The following is a 23001-nucleotide window of genomic DNA, read 5'->3' on the forward strand; positions in this document are numbered from 1 at the left end:
GCCACCGGGCGTCGACACGGCGACCGTTCGCGCGACGGGCGATGCGAGGGGCGAAGGGGTATACAGGAGACATGGCCGTGCGAACCCCCGACCCCGAGCCCGCGGGCGAAGACCCGTTCGGACCGCCCAAGGGGAACGTCTCGAACCCGGCGTGGCTGAGCGAGATCGAGCTCGCCGAGGCCCGTCGGCGGCTTCCGATGCTGTACGTCGAAGCCGTCCCCGTGCGCACGGACGGCATGGGGCAGGTCGTCGAGGTCGGCATCCTCCTGCGGGCGACGCCCGTCGGCGAGATCGTGCGCACGATCGTCTCGGGGCGCGTCCGCTACGGCGAGACGATCCGCGACGCGCTCTTCCGCCACCTCGAGAACGACCTCGGCCCGATGGCCTTCCCGCTGCTGCCCCCGCAGCCGGTTCCGTTCACCGTCGCCGAGTACTTCCCGCTGCCCGGCGTGAGCCCCTTCCACGACGACCGGCAGCACGCCGTGTCGCTCGCGTTCGTGGTGCCCGTCACGGGCACGTGCGAGCCGCGCCAGGACGCCCTCGAGGTCACGTGGCTGACCCCCGAAGAGGCGTCGTCCGACGCTCTCGCCGCCGAGATGGAGGGCGGTAGGGGCACGTTGGTGAGGCTCGCTCTGGCGAGCGTCGGCGCGCTCCGCTGACGACGAGAGGCGGATGCCGCGACCGCCGCGCGGCGATGGCCGACGTCATCCTTCCCCGAGGGGTCTGGACCGCATCGCCGCGACGGGTATGATTCCCCACAAACCCGAGGCGCACACCGCGCCGAACCCGGTGTCGTCGCACGTCCACGCGACGCCTCCCGCCGCGCTCGCGGCCACCGTCACCCACTGGGCGCCACGAGCGGTGGGCGCGTCCGTGCTCGGCGCGCGCCGCTCATCCCCCCCCACAGCAGAACAGAAGCGAGAGTCACATGTCGGATCAGCAGGTGCCGGGCCGCGAGGCAGGCGACGACGAGGCGAGCCCGTTCGACGAGCTCATCGGCGGTGACACCGTGCCCGCCACGGGAACGTCGTTCACGACGGTGTTCCGAGGCTACGACAAGGACGAGGTCGATGCCGCGATCGCCCGGCTCACGGCGCGTCTTCGCGCCGGAGGCGATGAGATCGCGTTCCTCGAGGAGCGCTACCGCCGGGTGACCGAGGCGGCGAACTCGCAGAGTCGCGAGGCCGTCGAGAAGCTCGAGGCGGAGTACGAGGCGCGTCTCGAAGAGGCCGAGGATCGCGCGCGCGACGCGCTCGAGAAGATGAAGGCCGCTCTCACCGCTGCGAACGCGCGGGCGGCGAGGGCCGAGCAGCGCCTGCAGACCGAGGTCGCGAGCGCGACGAACGAGACGCGCGAGACGATCCAGCGCCTCGAGGCCGAGCTCACCGCCGCGAACGCCCGTGCCGCGAAGGCGGAGCAGCGCGTCGCGACGCTCACCGAGGAGCTCGTCGAGCACGGCCAGGGGACCGACCGCCCGCAGTTCGAAGAGATCCTGCGCGTCGCCGAGGAGCAGGCCAGCCAGATCATCCGCAACGCGAGCGTCCAGGCCGACCGCCTGCTCGAGGCCGCGCGCGAGGAGGTCGTCAACCGCCGTCGCGAAGTGCAGGCCGAGGCCGACGGCATCCGTGCGCAGGCCGAGAGCGACGCCCAGCAGGCGCGACTGCGCATCGAGACCGAGCTCATGGCGCACCAGGCGCGCCTCGAGCGCGAGGCGGCGCACGCGGCCGAGAAGGTGTCGCAGGCCGAGCAGGAGGCCGCGGCGATCCGCAGCGAGGCCGAGAAGGGCGCGGCCGCGCTGCGCTCGATGGTCGCGCGCGAGACGTCGCAGATGCGCGCCGAGGCCGAGGAGGCGGTGCGCGAGCTCCGGATGCGCGCGCTCGAGTTCGAGGAGTCGCTCACGCGGCGCCAGGACGACGCACAGCAGGAGTTCCTCATGCTCCACAACCAGGCCGTCGCCCACGCCGAGCGCATCACGCAGGACGCGAACGAGCAGGTGGCCGCTTCGCTCGAGCACGCGCAGCGCGTCGCAGCCAAGGCCGACGACTTCGACCGGCTCATGCGCGCCCAGGCCCAGCAGCTCGAGGCCGACGCGAACCTGCGCGCCCGAGAGGTGCTCGACCGTGCGCGCGCCAAGGCCGAGCGCATCATCGAGACCGTGACGGCGCACTCCCAGGCCGTGCTGCGCGACGCCGAGGACCGCACGCGCCAGCTCCGCTGGCAGCAGCACCAGCTCATGAGCTTCATGGCCGAGGTCAAGGAGCTCATCCGTCCCGACATGCCGATCGGCGACGCCGACATCGCCGAGTTCGGCGACCTCGGGCAGCCCGACGACGGATCGAGCGAGGCGGAGCCGACCGTCGGCGAGGCGGCGGCGGAGGAGCACGCGGAGGCGCCTCAGGACGAGTCCCCGGTCGACGGCGAGCCCGAGGGCGACGCGCCGCAGGACGACGCGACCGAGGAGCAGTCCGCCGACGATCCCGCCGCCGAGGAGCAGGACCCCGAGGGCGAGGTCGCGGAGGGCTCCGAGGAGCAGTCCGAGGTCGAGGTCGCCGAGGTCGCGCAGCTCGTGCACCCTGAGGACGAGCCCGCCGACGGCGAGCAGCCCGACGACCACCACGAGGCCGGCGAGGCCGACGAAGGCGACCGCGACGAGACGGCGGCCTGACCGACACTCGAGCGGACGAACCGGATGCCGCGCGCCCAGAGGGCCGCGGCATCCGTCGTCCTACGGACTCAGGCCGCCGACGCGGTCTCGCGCGCGATCGCGGCGAGGAACGCGTCGATGTCGTCCTCGGTCGTGTCGAACGAGCACATCCAGCGCACTTCGTTGCGCGACGCGTCCCAGTCGTAGAACCGGAAGGACTCGCGCAGGCGGTCGGCGACCCCGTCGGGCAGCGTCGCGAACACCCCGTTGGCCTGCGTCTTCTGCGTGAAGCCGACGCCGCGGATCGATCCGTCGGCGAGGCCGGCCTCGATGCCGGCGCGCAGGCGCTGCGCCATCGCGTTGGAGTGACGGGCGTTGCGCAGCCACAGGTCGCCCTCGAGCAGTGCGATGAGCTGCGCCGAGACGAAGCGCATCTTCGACGAGAGCTGCATGTTGAGCTTGCGCAGGTAGGTGAGGCCGGCGGATGCCTCGGGGTTCAGCACGACGATCGCCTCGGCGCCCATCGCGCCGTTCTTGGTGCCGCCGAAGCTCAGGACGTCGACGCCGACGTCGCGCGTGAACGCGCGCAGCGGGAGGTCGAGGGACGCCGCCGCGTTCGCGATGCGCGCGCCGTCGACGTGGAGGTGCATGCCGAGCGGGTGGATGTGGTCGGCGATCGCGCGGATCTCGTCGGGCGTGTAGAGCGTGCCCAGCTCGGTCGACTGCGTGATCGAGACGACGAGCGGCTGCGCGCGATGCTCGTCGCCCCAGCCCCACGCCTCGCGGTCGATGAGCTCCGGTGTGAGCTTGCCGTCCTCGGTCGGGACGTTGAGGATCTTGATGCCCGCGACCCGCTCGGGCGCACCGCCCTCGTCGACGTTGATGTGCGCCGTCGAGGCCGCCACGACCGCGCCCCACCGCGGGAGCATCGACTGGAGCCCCGTGACGTTGGCGCCCGTGCCGTTGAAGACCGGGAACGCCTCGACGCCCTCGCCGAAGTGGTGTGCGAACACCTCCTGCAGGCGCTCCGTGTAGACGTCTTCGCCGTACGCGACCTGATGGCCGTCGTTCGCGGCGGCGATCGCCGCGAGCACCTCGGGGTGGATGCCGGAGTAGTTGTCGGAGGCGAAGCCGCGGATGCTCGGGTCGTGGATCGGAGTCACGGGGTCCCAATCTAGTCGACGCAGGGCTCGGGGTTTCCTCTGTCGGAGGTGCGGCGTAGGTTCGTCGCCATGTCTTCCGAGACCCCCGGCCTCTCCACCGGTCTACAGCGAACGATCGTGCCGCCGCCGAACGGCATGCGCACGTTCTTCCAAGTGCTCGTCAACACCGCCGCGGCGAACGTCACGACGAGCTTCCTGTGGTTCGCGCTGACGTTCTGGGTGTACCTCGAGACGAGGTCGGTGCTCGCCACCGGCATCGTCGGCGGCAGCTACATGCTGCTCGTGGCGGTGTTCTCGATGGTGTTCGGCACGCTCGTCGACCGCCACCGCAAGCAGCGCGTCATGATCCTCTCGAGCCTCGTCACGCTCGCGTCGTTCCTCGTGGCCGGCGCGCTGTACCTCGCCCAGCCCGAGTCGGTGCTCGTCGACATCACCGGTCCGTGGTTCTGGCTGTTCACAGGCATCATCCTGTTCGGCGCGGTGATCGAGAACCTGCGCAACATCGCGCTCTCGACGACGGTGACGCTGCTCGTGCCCGTCGAGCGCCACGCGAACGCGAACGGCATGGTCGGCACCGTCCAGGGCGTCGCGTTCGTCGTGACGAGCGTGTTCTCCGGGCTCTCCGTGGGCTTTCTCGGCATGGGCGGGACGCTCGTCATCGCGCTCGTGGCCACGGCGATCGCGTTCCTGCACCTGCTGACGTTCCGCATCCCCGAAGAGCAGCCCGATCCCAGCGAGAACCGCGCCAAGGCGTTCGACTTCCGCGGCAGCATCCGTGCGGTCCGCGCGGTCAAGGGGCTGTTCGCCCTGATCCTGTTCTCGATCTTCAACAACTTCATCGGCGGCGCGTACATCGCCCTCATGGACCCGTACGGCCTGACGCTGTTCACGGTGCAGTGGTGGGGCGTCGTCCTCGGCATCACCGCGACGGGCTTCATCGTGGGCGGTCTCGTCGTCGCCAAGTGGGGTCTGGGCAAGAACCCGATCCGCACGCTGCTGCTCGTCGTCATCACGATGGGCGTGCTCGGCGCGCTCTTCACGATCCGGGAGTGGTCGTGGCTGTACATCGTGGGCATCTACATCTACATGGCGATCATCCCGGCTGCCGAGGCGGCCGAGCAGACCGTCATCCAGAAGGTCGTCCCGTTCCGTCGGCAGGGCCGGGTGTTCGGCTTCGCGGCCGCGATCGAGTCAGCCACGGCGCCCATCACGGCGTTCCTCATCGCACCGATCGCGGAGTTCCTCATCATCCCGTACATGGACTCCGACAGCGGTCGTGCGACGTGGGGCTGGATCCTCGGTGAGGGCGAGGCCCGCGGCATCGCGCTCGTCTTCCTGTTCGCGGGGCTCATCCTCGTGGCCGTCGGGATCCTCGCGTTCCTCACACCCTCGTACCGCATCCTCTCCGAGGAGTACCAGCAGGGCGTCGCTGAGAGCGAGGCGGAGAAAGAGGGCGGCGGCGATGCCGAGACGAGTGTGCCATCCGACGGCGGCGGGGGCGACGAGGGTCACCCCGCAACCGAGAGCGAAGCGGATGCCTCGCCCAACGGCACTCCCGCCGCGCCGATCGACGTGGGTCCGCCCTCGACGAAGGACGTCATCGGAGGCGTGGTCGACGGTCAGCGCCGCGCGTAGCCCGGCCAGGATGCCGTCGAGCGCGGAAAGGCCGCGTGGCGCAGCGCTCAGCCCTGCGGCAGCGTGATGACCGTGTCGTTGATCGACGACGCCTCGGCGTCCCACAGCTTCACGAAGGCATCGGCGACCGTGTCTTCGAGCCCGTCGAGCGCTTTCACACGGAAGATCACGGCCGCTGCACGCAACGGCTCCTCGGCATCACGAGCCGCCTTCGCGAATCCGTGCGCGACGGCACGTGTCCACGCCTCGCTCGCGGCCTTGACCGCCGCGTAGTTCGCGCCGCCGGCGAGGGGCCGGGCGACCGCGGTCGACGACACGATCGCGAGGCGTCCCGCGTCGGACGCCCGCAGGTCGTCGTCGAACGCGCGGGTCACGTGCCGAAGCGCCGTGAACGATGCCTCGAGGAATCGGTAGTCCTCCTCGGTCTGCCCCGCGAGACCGCCGCCGCCGCGCCATCCGCCGACGAGGTGGAACAGGCCGTCGATTCGACCTTCGGCCTCGTGCACGCGCTCGGCGAGGGACTGGACGGCCGCGGCATCCGTCAGATCGCACACCTCGGTGCGCACGCCGGGAACCGCGTCGGCGAGCCGCGCGAGCTTCTCGGCATCGCGGCCGACCGCGACCGCCCGCGCACCCGCCCCCGTCACGGCGCGGGCGGCCGCGAGACCGCTGGCACTCGTCGCCCCGGCGATGAGCACCAGTCGCCCGGTGTCAGGCATCGGTTCCCCTGATGCCCGACGTCGACTCGATCACGGGGCGCATCTTCTTCTCGAGCGCCTCGTAGAACATCGAAAGGGGGAACTCGTCGTCGAGCACCGCGTCGGTGTAGCCCTTCGGCGGGCCGGCGAGGATCTCGTCGGGCAGCCCGCGCGCCCATTGCGATGCGGGGTTCGGCTCGAGCACCGACCGCACCAGGTCGTAGGCCGCCAGCCAGTGCGCCGTCTTGGGGCGGTCGATCGAGCGCCAGTACAGCTCGTCGATCTCGTCGCCGAGGGCTACGACGGCCGCGGGGACCTCGTCCCAGTCGAACGCGAGCGCCGTGTCGGTCCAGTGCAGCACGCGGCGCTGGTGCAGCCAGGCGAACAGCAGCTGGCCACCGAGACCGTCGTAATTCCGCACGCGCGAACCGGTGATCGCGAACCGGAAGATGCGGTCGAAGATGACCGCGTACTGCACGAGCTTCGCGTGCTCGAGCATCTCCGCCTCGGTCGGCGTGAGGTCGTCGCTCGTCGAGAGGCGCTTCTCGATCGCGACGCATTCGCGGAACGCCGTCAGGTCGCAGCGCAGCTCTTCGAGCGAGTACAGGAAGTACGGCATCCGCTGCTTGATCATGAACGGGTCGAACGGCAGGTCCCCCCGCATGTGCGTGCGGTCGTGGATGATGTCCCACATCACGAACGTCTTCTCGGCGAGCGTCTGGTCGTCGAGCATGCGCGCGGCCTCGGCGGGCAGGTCGAGCTTCGTGATCTCGGCGGCCGCGCGGACGACGCGGCGGTAGCGGGCGGCCTCGCGATCTTGGAAGATCGCGCCCCACGTGAACGTCGGGATCTCGCGCATCGCGACCGTCTCGGGGAAGAGCACGGCCGAGTTCGTGTCGTAGCCCGGCGTGAAGTCGATGAGCCGCAGCGAAACGAACAGCTTGTTGCCGTAGTCGCCGGCCTCGAGCTCCGCGATGAAGTCGGGCCAGATCACCTCGACGAGGACGGCCTCGACGTACCGGTTGCGCGACCCGTTCTGGGTGTACATCGGGAACACGACGAGATGGCGGATGCCGTCGACCCGGTGTCGCTGAGGCTGGAAGGCCACGAGGGAGTCGTAGAAGTCGGGCACACCGAACCCGCTGTCGGCCCACCGCTCGAAGTCGTGCATCGACGCGGCGAGATACTCGGCGTCGTGGGGGAAGCGCGGGGCGAGTTCGCGGATCGCCTCGACGATCGTCTCGACGAACGTGCGTGCCTCGGCGTGGTCGGACTCGTTCGGGACGGAGCCGTCCTGCGCCTGGATTCCCTGCAACGCGGTGGCCGCGTCCTTCAGGCGCAGCCAGGCGGCGGACCGCTCGACACCTGCCGCGTCCTCGACGACCTCGGGCTCTCCGATGATGGACTTCGCGTTGTGCGCTGTCGTTGACACTGGGAACCTCCGATCCTGAGGACACGTTGACGTAAGAATTCCGGCGAGTGCTGGACTCAACCGGTATTCTTCCATGCGTGGACGACCCTGTCGATCTGGCGATCATCACCGAGGTGTCTCGCGACGCGCGCGCGACACTGGCCCAGCTCTCCGAGCGCGTCGGCCTGTCGGTGTCGGCTGTGCAGGCCCGACTGAAGCGGCTCGAGGGCAACGGCGTCATCGCCGGATACCGGGCTGTCGTCGACGCCGAGGCGGTCGGCAAGCCGCTGTCGGCGTTCATCGAGATCACGCCGCTCGACCCCGCCCAGCCCGACAACGCGCCGGAGCTGCTCGAGCACCTCCCCGAGATCGAGGCCTGCCACTCGATCGCGGGCGATGCGAGCTACATCCTGTTCGTGCGGGTCGCCACGCCGCGGCACCTCGAGGGGCTCATCCGCGAGATCCGGCAGGCCGCCTCCGTCAACACGCGCACGACCGTCGTCCTGCAGACCTTCTTCGAGAACCGCCCGATCCTGCCCGCGTGAGCGGCCGGTAGCCTCGCCTCATGGCCGCTGCCGTTCCGGAGCCGTCCGCCGTTGCTCGCGGCCGCGCGGTGCTGATCGTGCGCAACACACAATCCGGCACAGCGGTCATCCGCGCCGATCCCGGTGAGCTCATCGCCGAGCGGCTCGCCGACGCCGACGTGCGCGAGCTCGGCGAGGGAGACGACATGGCGGAGATCGTCGACGAGGCGATGAGGGCGGATGCGCCGCCCGCGGTCCTCGGCGTGTACGGCGGCGACGGATCCGTGTCGCGCATGGCGGAGCTCGCGCGCAAGCACGACCGCCCGCTCCTCGCGATGCCCGGCGGCACGTTCAACCACTTCGCGCGCTCCGCGGGGATCGTCGACGTCGCGACCGCGATCGACGCGCTCGAGAGAGTATCGACCGTCGAAGTGAGCGCGGTCGAGGTCACCGCCGATGAGGCACCCCCGATTCTCGCGCTCAACGCCGTCTCGATCGGCGCGTATCCCGAGCTCATCGACGAGCGCGACCGCCGGCGCGCACACCTCGGCAAGTGGCTCGGCGGCATCGTGGCGGCGTGGGTCGCCCTGCGCAGTGCGGAGCCGCTCACGATCGTGCGAGAGGGCCGTCGGGCGCGCGTGTGGTCGGTGTTCGTCGGTGCGGGGCGGAGCGACCCGAAGCGGGTCGCGACGATGCAGCGCGAGGATCTGGACGACCCGACGCTCGACGTGCGCATCCACCACGCACGGGGAACACGGATGCGGGCGGTCGCGTCGCTCGCCTTCGGCAAGCGCACCGCCGCCGTCCTGCGCGCGCTGAAACTCATGCCGCCCCGATCAGATGTCGAGCGGCTCGTCGTGCCCGAGTTCGCCATGACGGTGCGCACAGAGCCGGGACGCCCGTCGGTCTTCGTGCACGACGGGGAGCTGGAGGAGCAGACCGAGGGCGGCTTCCGACTGCGCTGCGTCGTCGTGCCGCGCGCCGTCACGGTCTACGCGCCGGAGGGCGGTGCGCCGCCGGCGCGGTGCGGCGCTTCGTCTCGCTGCGCTCGCCCAGCGACCGGGGTGAGGCAGCCGCTCGCTCAGCGACCGCGGTGAGGCACCAGGACCCTGAGCGAGGAGCGCAGCGACGAGACGAAGGGCCGACTCGGCGCCTCACAGCCACCCCCGCTCGCGCGCGAGCACGGCGGCCTCGATCCGGTTCGCTGTGCCGGTCTTGCCGATCGCGGCGGAGAGGTGGTTGCGCACCGTGCTTCGCGACAGGTGCAGCAGCGACGCGATGGACGCGATCGACGCCCCGCCCTCGCACGCGCGCAGCACTTCGCGTTCGCGCTCGGTGAGCGGGTTCGGCTCGGCGCGCAGCGCGGTCGTCGCGAAGTCCGGGTCCACGACGATCGAGCCCGCGGCGACGGACCGCAGCTGCGCGGCGAGGTGCGTCGCGGGGGCGTCTTTGAGCAGGAAGCCGCGAGCACCGAGTTGCAGCGCGCGCTGGAGGTAGCCCGGCCGCGCGAACGTCGTGAGCACGACGACATGGCAATCGGGCGCTGCGCGCCGCAGATCGGGGATGACGTCGAGCCCGCTCCGGCCGGGCAGCTCGATGTCGAGGAGCGCCATGTCGGGTCGCGTGCGTTCCGCCGTCGGCAGGATGTCGTCGCCGCGCTCGACCTGCGCGACGATCTCGATGTCGCCCTCGAGCTCGAGGAGCGTCGCGAGGGCGGTGCGCAGCAACGCCTGGTCCTCGGCGATGAGGACCCTCACGCGGGCACCTCCGCTCGCACGCGGAAGCCGCCGTCCGCCTCGACGACGAGGTCGCCGCCGAGCCGCCGCACGCGCTCGCGCAAGCCGGTGAGGCCTGTGCCCTCCCGCACGGGCGCGGGTGCCACACCGTCGTCCTCGACCTCGATCGAGGCCCGAGACGGCTCCGCCACCACGGTCACGCGGCACACCGTCGCGCGCTGCGCGTGACGCAGGAGGTTCGTCGACGCCTCGAGCACGACCGACCCGAACAGCGCGTCGATCTCGGCGTCCAGGCCGCCGGCGTCCTTGCGCACGGCGAGGTCCACGCCCCGCGATGCGAGCGACGTGCGGGCCCTCTCGAGCTCGGCGTCGAGCGACGACCGCCGGTAGCCTGCGACCGCCGTGCGCAGCTCCCGCAGAGCGTCGCGCCCGAGGCGCTCGATGTCGGCGGCGTGCTCGGCTGCGGCATCCGGGTCCGTCGGCGCCAGTCGTCTGGCCGTCTCGGCTTTCACGACGATGACCGACAGCGTGTGGCCCGCCACGTCGTGCAGGTCCCGCGCGAAGCGCAGGCGCTCCTCCTCGACGGCGGAGCGCGCGAGCAGTCGCCGTGTTCGCTCGAGCTCGGCGTTGCTCACGGCGAGCTGCTGGATGACGAACGCACCCACGCCGGTGAACAGCACCGTCGCGCTCGCCGCCACGATCGCATGCGACGCCGCCAGCGCGGTCGTCACACCCGCGACGACCGCCGCGGAGACGAGCGTGATGGCGCTGCCGAGCGCGGGGAAGCCGATCGCGGCCGCGACGCCTGTGAAGCCCCACGCCGAGATCCAGCCGTCGCCCTCCGCCGGTACCACCGCCGCGCACGCGCCGACGAGGGCGGTGAGGGTCACGGGACGGATGACGCGCAGCGTCCACGCCGACGTCTCGATCGCGAGCCACACGAAGCCGGCGAACAGCGCGGGGATCGCGACGAGCGCGATGATGCCCACGGGAGACGGATCCTGGACCGTCGCGATGAGCGGCCCGATCATGAGCACGGGCGTCCAGATCGAGACGATCCACCCCCAGCGGTGCCGCGCCATCCAGCGGAACGCCCGCAGTCGGAAGTCGTCCGCGCCTGCGCCGATCGCGATCACCTCCCGTCGCCGTAGGCTACCGCGCCCTCGGCCGGAGTCGCGGCGGCGTCGCCCGCGGCGCCCACGTCGCCAACGGGGCCTACGGTCCGCGAACCGAGCAGCCCGCCCGTGATCGTGACCGCGGTGACGATGTGCAGGGCGGCGAGGCCGGCGACCGCGGCCGGCGACGTGCCGCCGAGGGGACCGGCGAGCGAGACGACGAGGAACGCGGCGGCCGTGATGACGAACCAGCGCCCCGGATGCCGCGTCCACTTCTCGAACGCCGCGAGCACGAGCCACGCGGGGACCGCCGCGAAGCCGGCGACGCCCGCGGCCACGACGGCGCCGACCGTCATGGGGGAGCCCGCGCCGGTCATGGCTTCGAGCTCGATGCCCAGCACGGGCACCTCGATGAGCCACACGATGAGGGCCGCGACCGCCGCGGCGGGGATGGTCAGCAGACGGATGATTCGGCGACGAGTGAACATGCGCTCGACGCTACGGCCGGCTCAGGCGAGGCGGCAGAGCCGTCGATCCTCGATCGGGCAGGACGAATGTCCCGGATGCCGCGTGCGACGCGGCGCGCGCGGCCGCGGCATCCGGCACATCGTCCTCGCTGTCAGTCGTGCTGCGGGAAGCCCAGGTTCAGGCCGCCGTGCGACGGGTCCAGCCAGCGCGACGTGACGGCCTTCTCGGCCGTGAAGAACTCGAACCCGTGGGGGCCGTACGCCTTCGCGTCGCCGAAGAGCGAAGCCTTCCAGCCGCCGAACGAGTGGTACGCGACCGGCACGGGGATCGGCACGTTGATGCCGATCATGCCGACGGTCGCCTCGCGCTGGAAGCGGCGTGCCGCGCCGCCGTCGTTCGTGAAGATCGCCGTGCCGTTGCCGTACGGGCTCGAGTTGATGATGTCGAGGCCGTCCTCGTAGCCCTCGACCCGCACGACCGACAGCACGGGGCCGAAGATCTCGTCCCTGTACACCGACGATTCCGTGGGCACCTTGTCGATGAGGGTCGGGCCCAGCCAGAAGCCGTCGGGGTCGCCGTCGACGTCGACGCCGCGGCCGTCGACGACGACGGATGCGCCGTCCTGCTTCGCCACGTCGATGTACGACGCGACCTTGTCGCGGTGCTGGCCGGTGATGAGCGGACCCATGTCGCACGAGCGCATGCCGTCGCCGATCTTGAGCGTCGCCATGCGCTGCGAGATCTTCTCGACGAGCTCGTCGGCGATCGTGTCGACCGCGAGCACGACCGAGATCGCCATGCAGCGCTCGCCGGCCGAGCCGAAGCCCGCGTTGACGGCCGCGTCGGCGGCGAGGTCGAGGTCTGCGTCCGGCAGCACGAGCATGTGGTTCTTCGCGCCGCCGAGCGCCTGCACGCGCTTGCCGTTGCGCGTCGCGTTCTCGTACACGTACTTCGCGATAGGCGTCGAGCCGACGAACGATATCGCCTTCACGTCGGGATGCTCGAGCAGGCGGTCCACGGCCTCCTTGTCTCCGTGCACGACGTTGAGCACGCCGTCGGGGAGCCCCGCCTCCTTGAGGAGAGCGGCCATCCAGTTCGCGGCGGTCGGGTCCTTCTCAGAGGGCTTCAACACGACGGCGTTGCCCGCCGCGAGCGCGATCGAGAAGAACCACAGCGGCACCATGGCCGGGAAGTTGAAGGGGCTGATGATGCCCACGACGCCGAGCGGCTGGCGCAGGGTGTAGACGTCGATGCCCGTCGAGACGTTCTCGGAGTACGCGCCCTTCGTGAGGTGGCCGAGGCCGCACGCGAACTCGACGACCTCCATGCCGCGCGCGATCTCTCCGAGCGCATCGGAGAGCACCTTGCCGTGCTCCGCGGTGAGGATCTCGGCGAGCTCGTTCTTGCGGGCGTTGAGCAGCTCGCGGAACTGGAACATGACCGCCTGGCGCTTCGCGATCGAGGTGTCGCGCCACTGGGTCCACGCGCCGGTGGCGACGGCGACAGCCGCATCGACGTCGGCGGACGAGGCGAGGCGCACCTCCTTCTGCACGCGGCCCTGCGCCGGGTTGAACACGGGCCCCGTACGCTCGGACTCACCGGTCCAGGTGGACCCCCCGACCCAGTGGTCGAGGATCGTGGTCGCGGACTCGGCGGTCCGCTCCAGAGTCGTGGTGTCGGTCATGGTCTCCTCCTTGAAACTGCCCTCGTGGGGACTTCAGAGCTCGTCCGCTTCGACGACGCCCAGAGCCTCATCGTAGATCGACATCGCCTGGGCGACCTCTTCGGGGGTCACGACGCAGGGCGGGACCACGTGGATGCGGTTCTCGGCGGCGAAGGGGAGCAGTCCCCTCGCGACGAGCTCCTTCTTGAGCCGTCCGATGACGTCGGCGCCGACAGGTTCGCGCGTCTCACGATCGCGCACGAGCTCCATCGCCCAGAAGACCCCCTCGCCGCGCACCTCGCCGATCAGCGGATGCTTCGCCTGCAGCTCCCGAAGGCCCGGGCCGATCGCGTCGGCGCCGACGCGGCGCGCGTTGTCGACGATGCCCTCGCTCTCCATCGCGTCGAGGGCGCCGATGATGGAGGCGGCGGCGAGCGGATGCCCCGAGTACGTGAGCCCGCCGGGGAACACGCGCTCGTCGAACGTCTTCGCGATGGGCTCCGAGATGATGACGCCGCCCACCGGCACGTATCCGGAGTTGACGCCCTTCGCGAACGTGATGAGGTCGGGGACGACGTCGTACCCCTGGAAGGCGAACCACCTGCCCGTACGGCCGAAGCCCGCCATCACCTCATCGAGGATGAGCACGATGTCGTACTTGTCGGCGAGCGCCCGCACCCCGGCGAGATACCCGGGCGGCGGCACGAGGATCCCCGCCGTGCCCGGCACCGATTCGAGCAGCAGGGCGGCGATCGTCTGGGGTCCCTCGGACTGGATGACCCGTTCGAGGTGGTGGAGCGCGCGCTCCGACTCCTCCTCCGGCGTCGTCGCCCAGAACTCCGAGCGGTAGAGGTACGGCCCGAAGAAGTGCACGTGCCCGCGCGCGTACTGATTCGGCATCCGTCGCCAATCGCCCGTCGCGACGATCGCGGCACCCGTGTTGCCGTGGTACGAGCGGTAGGTCGACAGCACCGTGTCGCGGCCTGTGTGCAGCCGCGCCATGCGGATGGCGTTCTCGACGGCATCCGCCCCGCCGTTCGTGAAGAAGACCTTCTCGAAGCCTTCGGGGGCCTTCGCGAGGATGCGCTCGGCCGCGCGCCCGCGCGTGAGGTTCGACGTGGCGGGGCCGATGGTCGCGAGCCGGCCCGCCTGCTCCTGGATGGCCTTCACGACGGCCGGATGCTGGTGCCCGATGTTCACGTTCACGAGCTGACTCGCGAAGTCGAGCATCCGGTTGCCTGCGTGGTCCCACACCGTCGTGCCCTGACCTCCCGCGATGACGGGCAGGTCGAGATGCGCCTGCGCGGACCACGAGTGGAACACGTGCTCGCGGTCGATGCGGCGGGCCTCGGCATCCAGGTCGACGGCGGTGTCGGATTCGGTGCTCATGTCTCGATCCTCCCGCCGGTCCCCGCACCTGTCGAGGCCGTTCTCATCCGCCGATCGACCGGTACTCCGTCACTTCTTGGCCCGCACGTGCTCCGTGAGCGCCGGGATCACCGTCTCGCCGTAGACCCGCAGCGTCTCCTCTTTGTTGTCGTGCTGCAGGTAGCCGGCGAACTGCGTGACGCCGAGCTCGGACAGGGCCTTGAGCTTCGCGATGTGCTCGTCCGCCGTGCCGAGGATGCAGAAGCGGTCGACGATCTCGTCGGGTACGAAGTCGACGTGGTCGTTCTCAGCGCGCCCGTGCGTGTTGTAGTCGTAGCCCTTGCGGCCATCGATGTACTCGGTGAGGGCATCGGGGATGATCCCGTGATGGCCGTACTTCGCGACGATGTCGGCGACGTGGTTGCCGACCATCCCCCCGAACCACCGGCACTGCTCGCGCTGGTGGGCGAGATCGTCGCCGATGTACATCGGCGCGGCGACGCAGAAGGCGAGCGAGTCGGGGTCGCGGCCCGCGTTCGCGGCGGCATCCTTCACCGTCTTGATCATCCACGCGGCGATGTCGACGTCGGCCAGCTGCAGGATGTAGCCGTCGCCCGCTTCGCCGGCGGCTTTGAGCGCCATCGGCCCGTATGCCGCGACCCACACCTCGAGCTTCGAGCCGCGACTCCACGGGAACTGCAGCGTTGCGCCGTTGTACTCGACCGACCGCGAGTTCGCGAGCTCGCGGATCACGTGGATCGATTCGCGCAGCTCGGCCATCGACGTCGGCTTGCCGTTCGTCACGCGCACGGCCGAGTCGCCGCGGCCGATGCCGCAGATCGTGCGATTGCCGTACATCTCATTGAGGGTGGCGAACACGGATGCCGTCACCGTCCAGTCCCGCGTCGCGGGGTTCGTCACGAACGGCCCCACCGTGACGCGGTTGGTCTCGGCGAGGATCGCCGAGTGGATGACGTACGGCTCCTCCCACAGCAGGTGCGAGTCGAACGTCCACACGTGCGAGAACCCGTGCGCCTCGGCGAGCTTGGCCAACTGCACCGTGCGCGCCGCGGGCGGGTTCGTCTGCAGGACGACTCCGAAGTCCATCAGCGAACTCCTTCCGTTCCGCCGCTCAGCGACCGGCTGCTCATGTCAGGTACTGGCTCAGGCCGCGCTTGAGGAACTGCCCGTCGCCGGCGCGTCCGAGATACTCGCCGCCGTCGACGATGACCTTGCCGCGTGAGAGCACCGTGTCGACGTGCCCGTCGATCTCGAAGCCCTCCCACGCGGAGTGGTCCATGTTCATGTGGTGGGTCTTGCCGTACCCGATCGACGTGTGGCCGTTCGGGTCGTACACGACGACGTCGGCGTCGGCGCCGGGCTGGATGACGCCCTTCCTGCCGTGGAGGCCGAACATGCGGGCCGGTGTCGTCGAGGTGAGCTCGACCCAGCGCTCGAGCGTGATCCTGCCGGTGACGACGCCCTGGTACATGAGGTCCATGCGGTGCTCGACCCCGCCGATGCCGTTCGGGATCGCGCGGAAGTCGTCCTTGCCGAGCTCCTTCTGATCCTTCATGCAGAACGGGCAGTGGTCGGTGGAGACCATCTGGAGGTCGTTCGTGCGCAGTGCCTGCCACATGTGGTCCTGGTGGCCCTCGGCGCGGCTGCGCAGCGGCGTCGAGCAGACCCACTTCGCGCCCTCGAACTGGCCCCATTCGTCGCTGAACGCGCCGAGCTGCTCCTCGAGCGACAGGTACAGGTATTGCGGACAGGTCTCGCCGAACACGTTCTGCCCCTGGTCGCGCGCCCATGCGAGCTGCTCGACCGCCTGCTTCGCCGACACGTGCACGACGTACAGCGGCGCGCCCGTGAGGTTCGCGAGCATGATCGCGCGATGCGTCGCCTCCTCCTCCATCTGCCACGCGCGTGCGATGCCGTGGTAGTACGGCGCCTTCTTGCCCGCCTCGGCGAGCTGCTCCGCGAGCACGTCGATCGCGGGACCGTTCTCGGCGTGCATCATCGTGAGCAGACCGGTCTCGGCGGACTTCTGCATCGCCTTGAGCACCTGCGCGTCATCCGAATAGAAGACGCCCGGATACGCCATGAACAGCTTGAAGCTCGTGACACCCTCGTCGATGAGCGAGTCCATCGCGCGCAGCGAATCCTCGTCCACCCCGCCGATGATCTGGTGGAATCCGTAGTCGATCGCGCAGTTGCCGCGCGCCTTCTCGTGCCATGCGGCCAGGCCGTCCTCGACGCGTTCGCCGTAGCGCTGCACCGCGAAGTCGATGATCGTCGTCGTTCCCCCCCACGCGGCCGCCCGCGTCCCCGTCTCGAACGTGTCGGACGCGTTGGTGCCGCCGAACGGCAGCTCCATGTGCGTGTGAGCGTCGATTCCGCCCGGGATCACGTACTTGCCGGTCGCGTCGACGACGGTGTCGACGGATGCCGCGACATCCGTCCCCAGAAGCTGCGAGCCCGGCGCGAGCACCGCCGCGACGGTCTCGCCGTCGATGAGCACGTCCGCTTCGCTGCGGCCCGTGGCGGAGACGACGGTGCCGCCTTTGATGAGTGTTGTGGGCATGTGGGTCCTCCTCCTAGGTCGGTTGCGTCTGCTGCGCGGTGTCAGGGTCGCGGACGCATTCCCCGCCGGCCTTCGGTCGGCTCCCGCCGAACCCGATGCCAGCGTCCGCGACCCTGACACCGCTCCGCTTGTCGCGGAGGCGGGTGCAGGCTGCGGGGACGAGCATCCGGCCCGCGTTCGGTGGTGATGTCATGGGGCGACGAGCTCGCCGTAGGTGTCGGGGCGGCGGTCGCGATAGAACTGCCAGTCGTCTCGCATCTCCTGGACCATGTCCATGTCCAGATCGCGCACGAGGAGCTCTTCGTGCTCGCTCGAGCCGCGCTCACCGACGAAGTCGCCGCGCGGGTCGATGACCTGGCTCGTGCCGTAGAAGTCGACGGCGTCGTCGCCGTACTCGTTGTCCTCGCGGCCGACGCGGTTCGGCTGCAGCACGAAGTAGCCGTTCGCGACCGCGGCGGCGGGCCCCTCGACCTCCCACAGGCGGTTCGAGAGTCCGGGCTTGGTCGCGTTCGGGTTGAACACGATGTGCGCGCCGTTGAGGCCGAGCGCGCGCCACCCTTCGGGGAAGTGCCGGTCGTAGCAGATGTACATCCCGACCTTGCCGACGGCGGTGTCGAACACGGGGTATCCGAGGTTGCCGGGCCGGAAGTAGAACTTCTCCCAGAACTTCTCGAGGTGCGGCAGGTGGTTCTTGCGGTACTTCCCGAGGATCGCGCCGTCGGCATCGACGAGCACGGACGTGTTGTAGTACACGCCGGTCTGCGCCTCCTCGTAGATCGGCAGCACCATGACGACCCCGAGCTCCTTCGCGACGGAAGCGAACCGCTGCACGATCGGCCCGTCGGCGGGCTCGGCGAAGCGGTAGTACTTCTTGTCCTGCGTGATGCCGAAGTAGGGGCCGTAGAACAGCTCCTGGAAGCACACGACCGCAGCCCCCTGCGCCGCGGCGTCGCGAGCGAACCCCTCGTGCTTGTCGAGCATCGACTCCTTGTCGCCCGTCCAGGTCGTCTGCGAGATCGCCGCACGTACCGTCGTCATCGTGTTTCCTCTCTCCGCTTGTGTGGACCGTAGAGCCTGCATCGTCGCGGGACAAGAGGTGCACCGGACCGCGTGCGGATACATCTCGAGGCGGATGCCGCGACACGCGGCCTCACGTAGCGTGAGATGGTGCTCCGCCCGCTGAAGACGTACCAGCTCATCGTCGACGTCGCGATCGCGCTGGTCTTCCTCTCGCTCGCGCTGCCCTTCGAGATCTCGTCGATGCGCGCCTCGGGCGCGCCGCTGCCGGGCGGCGCGCTGTCGCTCGTCGTGGGCGGGATCGTGGTCGTGCTGTTCGCCGCGGCTCTCGCGGTGCGACGCCTCTCGCCCGCGCTCGCGCTCGGCGTCGCGTGGGCCGCCGCGATCGTGCAGATGGGGTCGGGCGGGGCCCCGGGCTTCGTCGACTTCGCCGTCTTCGCGGTGCTGTACGCGGCGGCGGCGTACGGCTCCGACCGCGTCTTCTGGCTCGGTCTCGCGTCGGCGCTCGGCGGCGCGCTCGTGGCGACCGTGTACCTCTACGCGGGCCCGGGCAGCGGCGGATTCAGCTGGGAGACCATCAGCGTCGCGATCGCCGTGTACATCGCCGCCACGTTCGCGCTCATGCTCTCGTGGACCGCCGGCGCGCTCGTGCGAACCGCGATCCGCGCGCGAGAGAACCGACTCGCGCAGCAGCGGGCGGAGGCGGACGCCATCGCGGAGCAGGAGCGCGTGCGCATCGCGCGCGACATGCACGACGTCGTCGCGCACTCGCTCGCGGTCGTGATCGCACAGGCCGACGGCGCTCGATACGCCGCGAAGGCCGATCCGGATGCCGCGACCGCCGCCCTCGGCACGATCTCCACCACCGCGCGCTCGGCCCTCGCCGACGTGCGACTGCTGCTCACGCAGCTGCGTCACTCGCAGGCGGACGGACCGCAGCCGACGCTCGCCGACCTCGAGGAGCTCTACGCGCAGGTGCGCGCGGCGGGCCTCGAGCTGCGCGTCGACGTCGATCCCGCGCCCGTGGCCGCACCGCCCGCGGCGCTTCAGCTCGCGGTGTACCGCATCCTGCAGGAGGCGCTCACGAACGCCCTCCGCCACGGCACGGGGCCCGTCGACGTGCGGCTGTCGTGGCATCCGGATCGTGTCGACCTCGCCGTGCGCAACCCCCTCGCCGCGACCGTCCCGGCCGACGCGCCGCCGGGCGGACGCCATGGGCTCATCGGCATGCGGGAGCGTGCGCAGCTCGTCGGCGGAAGCCTCGAAGCGGGCGAGGAGGCCGGCGCCTTCGTCGTGCGCGCGCGGCTGCCGATCGGAGGTGCGACGTGAGCGCCGAGAACACGATCCGGGTGGTGCTCGTCGACGACCAGGCGCTGTTCCGCGCCGGCATCCGCATGCTCATCGACTCGCAGCCCGACCTCGAGATCGTGGGCGAGGCGTCCGACGGGCGCGAGGCGCTCTCGGTCGTGCGGGCGACACGACCCGACGTCGTGCTGATGGACATCCGGATGCCGGTCATGGACGGCCTCGCGGCCACCGCCGAGCTGCTGCGCGACCCCGACCCGCCGCGCATCGTGATGCTCACGACGTTCGACCTCGACGAAGCGGCCGCGCGCGCGATCCGCGAGGGGGCGAGCGGGTTCCTCCTCAAGGACGCCGAACCGGAGTTCCTGCTCGCGGCGATCCGCACCGTGCACTCGGGGTCGGCGGTCATCGCCGCGTCGGCCACGCGCGAGCTCTTCGCGCACTTCTCGGCACCCGCGCAGAGCGCGCCCCCGCGGGAGTACACCGACCTCACCGAGCGCGAGCGCGAGATCTTCGCGCTCGCGGCGCGGGGGCTGTCGAACGCCGAGATCGCGGCACGCGAGTTCCTGTCGGAGGCGACGGTCAAGACGCACATCAGCCGCATCCTCACGAAGCTCGGACTGCGCGACCGTGTGCAGCTCGTCGTCTTCGCGTACGAGCACGGGCTCGCGTAGCGCTTCGCCTCGCTGCGCGCTCGCTCAGCGTCCGGGTGGATCAGAGATCATCCTTCCGATGTACGCGGATGCCTCTCCGGGCCGACGCGGCCGCCCCACCGGCATCCGTAGCGTCGCAGACATGCACATCACCTCGACAGACCTGGGCCTCGCCGCCCGGGTGCAGAACGTCACCAAGACCTACGGCTCGGGCGCGGGCGCGGTGCGCGCCCTGGACGACGTGAGCGTCGGCATCCGTCGCGGCGAGTTCACCGCCATCATGGGTCCGTCCGGTTCGGGAAAGTCCACCCTCATGCACCTCATGGCGGGCCTCGACGCCCCGACGAGCGGTCGCGCGTGGATCGGCGACACCGACATCACCGGCCTCTCCGACCTCGAGCTCACGATCCTCCGCCGCCGGCGCGTCGGGTTCGTGTTCCAGTCGTTCAACCTCGTGCCGACGCTCGACGCCCTGGGCAACATCCTGCTGCCGTTCGACCTCGACGGCCGCACGCCGTCGGCGCTCGAGCGGGCGCGCATCGACGGGCTCATCGACTCGCTCGGGCTGCGCCCGCGGCTGAACCACCGCCCGCACGAGATGAGCGGCGGCCAGCAGCAGCGCGTCGCGATCGCGCGGGCCCTCGCGACCGCGCCCGACCTCGTGTTCGCCGACGAGCCGACCGGCAACCTCGACTCGCGCTCGGGGCGCGAGGTGCTCGCGCTCCTCGCGCAGGCGAGCCGCGAGCACGGCCAGTCGATCGCGATGGTGACGCACGACCCGGTCGCGGCGGCGCACGCCGATCGTGTGCTGTTCCTCGGCGACGGGCGCATCGTCGCCGACAAGCCGCGTCAGACGGCCGAGGAGATCTCGGCCTACATGCTCGCGTCCGAGCTCGGCACGACCGCTTCGGCGCCGCTCGTCGAGGAGGTGGGCGCGTGACCGCCGTCGCCACCGCCGACGTCGCGCAGCGGATGCCGCAGGCCGCGGCATCCGGGTCGCTCTCGTGGCTGCGCGACCGCGGCATGGGTGCGAGCATCCTCGTGTCGGCGATCTCCACGGCGTTCGGCGTCGTGCTCATCTCGGCGACGGGCTTCATCGGCGCGATGCTGCAGGCGGACCCGTACATCGGCGGCAGCGGCACGCTCGCGGCCGTCATCGCGATGCTCGCGGTGCTGCTCGTCGCGGTCGCGGTCTACGTCGCGTCGATCGTCACGGCGAACACCTTCTCGACCGTCGTGGCCGGCCGCACGCGACGCATCGCGCTGCTGCGCCTCATCGGCGCGTCGGCACGCTCGCAGCGCGCCGAGATCGCGCGCCAGGGGCTCGTGGTGGGGATCATCGGAGCGTTCGCGGGACTCGTGGCCGGCACCGCGCTGTCGGCGGCCGGCGTCGCGATCATGACGCAGCTCCTCGGGCTGTCGGGCGTCGAGTACAACGTCGTCCAGGCGGTGCTCCTCGTGCCCGCGGCTGTCGTCGCCCTCACGACGTGGGCCGCCGCGTGGGCCGGCTCGCGTCGTGTGCTCACGGTGACGCCGCTGCAGGCGCTCGGAGGGTCGGTCGAGGCGACGCACGAGCGCATCGCGAAGCGCAGCGGGCGCAACGTCGTCGCGCTCGTGCTCGTGATCATCGGGGGCGGGCTGCTCGCGCTCGGCATCGCGGCGGGCCTCGTGTCGATCTTCGGCATCCTCATCGCGTTCGTCGGCGGGATCCTGTCGTTCACCGGCATCGCGCTCGGCGCGACGCTCGTGATGCCGCCGGCGCTGCGGCTGGTCGGCCGCGCGTTCGGCCGCACCGCGGTCGCGCGCCTCGCAGCCGAAAACGCGCTGCGCTACCCCGAGCGCTCGAGCCGCATGGCGATCGGCGTGGTCATGGGCGTGACCCTCGTGACGATGTTCGCGGTGGCGCTCGAGAGCGTGAAGGCGGTCCTCACGAAGTCCGCGGGCGGCGAGCTGCCCTCCGAGATGACGACGATCATCGACTCGTTCGCCGCGGTGATGATGGCGATCGTCGCGGTGTCGGCGGTCATCGCCGCGGTCGGCCTCGTGAACCTGCTGACCCTCGGCATCGTGCAGCGCCGACGCGAACTCGGCCTCCTGCGCGCGCTCGGGCTCTCGAACGGCCAGGTGCGCCGCGTCGTGCTGCTCGAGGCCGCCCACCTCACGATCACCGCTCTCGTGACGGGGCTCGTGCTCGGGATCGTCTACGGCTGGGCCGGTGCGCAGTCGCTGCTCGGCTCGGTTCCGGTCGACCCGGACGTTCCGCGCATCGCCAACTTCGTGGCTCCGGCCATACCGCTGTGGCCGGTCCTCACGATCGTCGTCGGGACGATCGTGCTCACCCTCGTGGCCGCGGTCGTTCCCACGCGGCTCGCGACCCGCGTCGCGCCGGTCGAGGCGCTCGCGGAGTAAGCGAGGGAGACGGATGCCCCGGCCTCGGGCTTCGGCCGGGGCATCCGTCTATTCGGGCTGATCGGGCGTCTCGTCGGGCGCGAAGTCGTGCGCCCACGACGGTGCGAGCGCGCGCAGCCGCGCCGCGCGCCACTCCCACATCGTCCACAGCACGGGCCACAGCAGGACGGCGGTCGGCCCTCCGATGACGAGCCGGTCGCGCCACAGAGTCTTCGACGGGTCTCCGGGGGCGGGGGAGACGGCGATCTGGTGGTCCCACACGTCGAGCCCAGCGAGGGGCCCCGACACCGGGATCCCGCTGTCGCGGAAGATCCGCACGGGGCCGCCGCCCGATCCCGGGGCCGGATCGGCGACGACGCGGTCGCTGACGTGGATGAGCTGCCTGCCCATCGGAACGATCCCGCCGAGGCGCAGCTGCACGCCGACGTCGCCGCCCGGCTCCCAGCTCGTGGGCAGGCCATCGGGCTCGAGCGGCTCGAGCATCATGAGCGGGCCGTAGAGCTCGGCCACCGCGCGGGGCGAGTGCAGGGCCCGCCACGCGGCATCCGCGTCGATGTCGATCACGAGCTTCTGCAGTACGCGCACGCGTCCAGTCTCTCGCAGATCGT

At 70.8% G+C, this 23001-nt stretch carries 21 protein-coding genes; 9 read left to right on the top strand and 12 right to left on the bottom strand.

Features of this window, described 5'->3' with window-relative positions:
• The first annotated feature begins 71 nt into the window (after nucleotides 1-71).
• The gene (locus tag VNR19_RS05345; protein WP_325724640.1) at nucleotides 72-659 is read left to right on the top strand and encodes an NUDIX hydrolase family protein; all 588 of its coding nucleotides are present in this window, start codon (nucleotides 72-74) and stop codon (nucleotides 657-659) included.
• A 269-nt stretch (nucleotides 660-928) separates the two neighbouring features.
• On the top strand, nucleotides 929-2665 hold the full coding sequence (locus VNR19_RS05350) for a DivIVA domain-containing protein (protein ID WP_325724642.1): 1737 nt from the start codon (nucleotides 929-931) through the stop codon (nucleotides 2663-2665).
• 68 nt (nucleotides 2666-2733) lie between these two features.
• On the opposite strand, the gene VNR19_RS05355 is transcribed toward VNR19_RS05350, so the two are convergent.
• The gene (locus VNR19_RS05355) at nucleotides 2734-3807 is read right to left on the bottom strand and encodes a threonine aldolase family protein (protein ID WP_325724643.1); all 1074 of its coding nucleotides are present in this window, start codon (nucleotides 3805-3807) and stop codon (nucleotides 2734-2736) included.
• A 69-nt stretch (nucleotides 3808-3876) separates the two neighbouring features.
• Here VNR19_RS05355 and VNR19_RS05360 point away from each other — a divergent pair, with 69 nt between their 5' ends.
• Nucleotides 3877-5442 (top strand): MFS transporter, encoded by a 1566-nt coding sequence (locus VNR19_RS05360; RefSeq protein WP_414684120.1) that lies wholly within the window; start codon nucleotides 3877-3879, stop codon nucleotides 5440-5442.
• Nucleotides 5443-5489: 47 nt separating this feature from the next.
• Here VNR19_RS05360 and VNR19_RS05365 read toward each other — a convergent pair whose 3' ends face one another.
• Nucleotides 5490-6161, bottom strand: a complete 672-nt coding sequence (locus VNR19_RS05365; RefSeq protein WP_325724645.1) for an SDR family NAD(P)-dependent oxidoreductase — start codon at nucleotides 6159-6161, stop codon at nucleotides 5490-5492.
• Nucleotides 6154-7572: a DUF6421 family protein gene (locus VNR19_RS05370; protein WP_325724647.1), complete on the bottom strand. Its 1419-nt coding sequence runs from the start codon at nucleotides 7570-7572 to the stop codon at nucleotides 6154-6156. Before VNR19_RS05370 ends, VNR19_RS05365 begins: the two co-directional genes overlap by 8 nt.
• Before the next feature lie 77 nt (nucleotides 7573-7649).
• Here VNR19_RS05370 and VNR19_RS05375 point away from each other — a divergent pair, with 77 nt between their 5' ends.
• Entirely contained in the window at nucleotides 7650-8096 is a 447-nt protein-coding gene (locus VNR19_RS05375; protein WP_325724648.1) for an Lrp/AsnC family transcriptional regulator, read from the top strand.
• Between the two features lie 20 nt (nucleotides 8097-8116).
• Nucleotides 8117-9172, top strand: a complete 1056-nt coding sequence (locus VNR19_RS05380) for a diacylglycerol/lipid kinase family protein (protein WP_325724650.1) — start codon at nucleotides 8117-8119, stop codon at nucleotides 9170-9172.
• A gap of 57 nt (nucleotides 9173-9229) precedes the next feature.
• Here VNR19_RS05380 and VNR19_RS05385 read toward each other — a convergent pair whose 3' ends face one another.
• From VNR19_RS05385 to VNR19_RS05420, 8 genes are all read right to left on the bottom strand, one after another.
• Nucleotides 9230-9832 carry a response regulator transcription factor gene (locus VNR19_RS05385; protein ID WP_325724652.1) on the bottom strand — a complete coding sequence of 201 codons (603 nt, stop codon included), beginning with the start codon at nucleotides 9830-9832 and terminating at the stop codon, nucleotides 9230-9232.
• Nucleotides 9829-10947: a sensor histidine kinase gene (locus VNR19_RS05390; protein WP_325724654.1), complete on the bottom strand. Its 1119-nt coding sequence runs from the start codon at nucleotides 10945-10947 to the stop codon at nucleotides 9829-9831. The genes VNR19_RS05385 and VNR19_RS05390 overlap by 4 nt, the downstream gene beginning before the upstream one ends.
• A complete protein-coding gene (locus VNR19_RS05395) occupies nucleotides 10944-11414 on the bottom strand; it encodes a DUF6069 family protein (protein ID WP_325724656.1) in 471 nt (156 codons plus the stop codon). Before VNR19_RS05395 ends, VNR19_RS05390 begins: the two co-directional genes overlap by 4 nt.
• Before the next feature lie 131 nt (nucleotides 11415-11545).
• A complete protein-coding gene (locus VNR19_RS05400) occupies nucleotides 11546-13078 on the bottom strand; it encodes a CoA-acylating methylmalonate-semialdehyde dehydrogenase (RefSeq protein WP_325724658.1) in 1533 nt (510 codons plus the stop codon).
• A gap of 33 nt (nucleotides 13079-13111) precedes the next feature.
• Complete coding sequence (locus VNR19_RS05405; protein ID WP_325724660.1) at nucleotides 13112-14446, bottom strand: aspartate aminotransferase family protein; 1335 nt, start codon at nucleotides 14444-14446, stop codon at nucleotides 13112-13114.
• A 69-nt stretch (nucleotides 14447-14515) separates the two neighbouring features.
• Entirely contained in the window at nucleotides 14516-15532 is a 1017-nt protein-coding gene (locus VNR19_RS05410) for a TIGR03842 family LLM class F420-dependent oxidoreductase (protein ID WP_325724662.1), read from the bottom strand.
• Between the two features lie 40 nt (nucleotides 15533-15572).
• Nucleotides 15573-17009 (bottom strand): dihydropyrimidinase, encoded by a 1437-nt coding sequence (gene hydA, locus VNR19_RS05415; RefSeq protein WP_325724664.1) that lies wholly within the window; start codon nucleotides 17007-17009, stop codon nucleotides 15573-15575.
• A 189-nt stretch (nucleotides 17010-17198) separates the two neighbouring features.
• Nucleotides 17199-18047 carry a nitrilase-related carbon-nitrogen hydrolase gene (locus tag VNR19_RS05420; RefSeq protein WP_325724666.1) on the bottom strand — a complete coding sequence of 283 codons (849 nt, stop codon included), beginning with the start codon at nucleotides 18045-18047 and terminating at the stop codon, nucleotides 17199-17201.
• 129 nt (nucleotides 18048-18176) lie between these two features.
• Between VNR19_RS05420 and VNR19_RS05425 the strand changes: the two genes are divergently transcribed.
• The 4 genes from VNR19_RS05425 (at nucleotide 18177) to VNR19_RS05440 (ending at nucleotide 22393) form a co-directional block, all read left to right on the top strand.
• Nucleotides 18177-19355, top strand: a complete 1179-nt coding sequence (locus tag VNR19_RS05425; RefSeq protein WP_325724670.1) for a sensor histidine kinase — start codon at nucleotides 18177-18179, stop codon at nucleotides 19353-19355.
• Nucleotides 19352-20005 (top strand): response regulator transcription factor, encoded by a 654-nt coding sequence (locus VNR19_RS05430; protein WP_325724672.1) that lies wholly within the window; start codon nucleotides 19352-19354, stop codon nucleotides 20003-20005. Before VNR19_RS05425 ends, VNR19_RS05430 begins: the two co-directional genes overlap by 4 nt.
• A 121-nt stretch (nucleotides 20006-20126) precedes the next feature.
• The gene (locus VNR19_RS05435) at nucleotides 20127-20924 is read left to right on the top strand and encodes an ABC transporter ATP-binding protein (RefSeq protein WP_325724674.1); all 798 of its coding nucleotides are present in this window, start codon (nucleotides 20127-20129) and stop codon (nucleotides 20922-20924) included.
• Nucleotides 20921-22393, top strand: a complete 1473-nt coding sequence (locus VNR19_RS05440; RefSeq protein WP_325724676.1) for an ABC transporter permease — start codon at nucleotides 20921-20923, stop codon at nucleotides 22391-22393. Before VNR19_RS05435 ends, VNR19_RS05440 begins: the two co-directional genes overlap by 4 nt.
• Nucleotides 22394-22441: 48 nt before the next feature.
• Here the strand turns inward: VNR19_RS05440 and VNR19_RS05445 are convergent, their stop codons facing one another.
• The gene (locus tag VNR19_RS05445) at nucleotides 22442-22978 is read right to left on the bottom strand and encodes a hypothetical protein (protein WP_325724678.1); all 537 of its coding nucleotides are present in this window, start codon (nucleotides 22976-22978) and stop codon (nucleotides 22442-22444) included.
• Between the last annotated feature and the right edge of the window lie 23 nt (nucleotides 22979-23001).

The organism is Microbacterium sp. (genome assembly GCF_035556355.1).
Classification (GTDB): Bacteria; Actinomycetota; Actinomycetes; order Actinomycetales; family Microbacteriaceae; genus Microbacterium.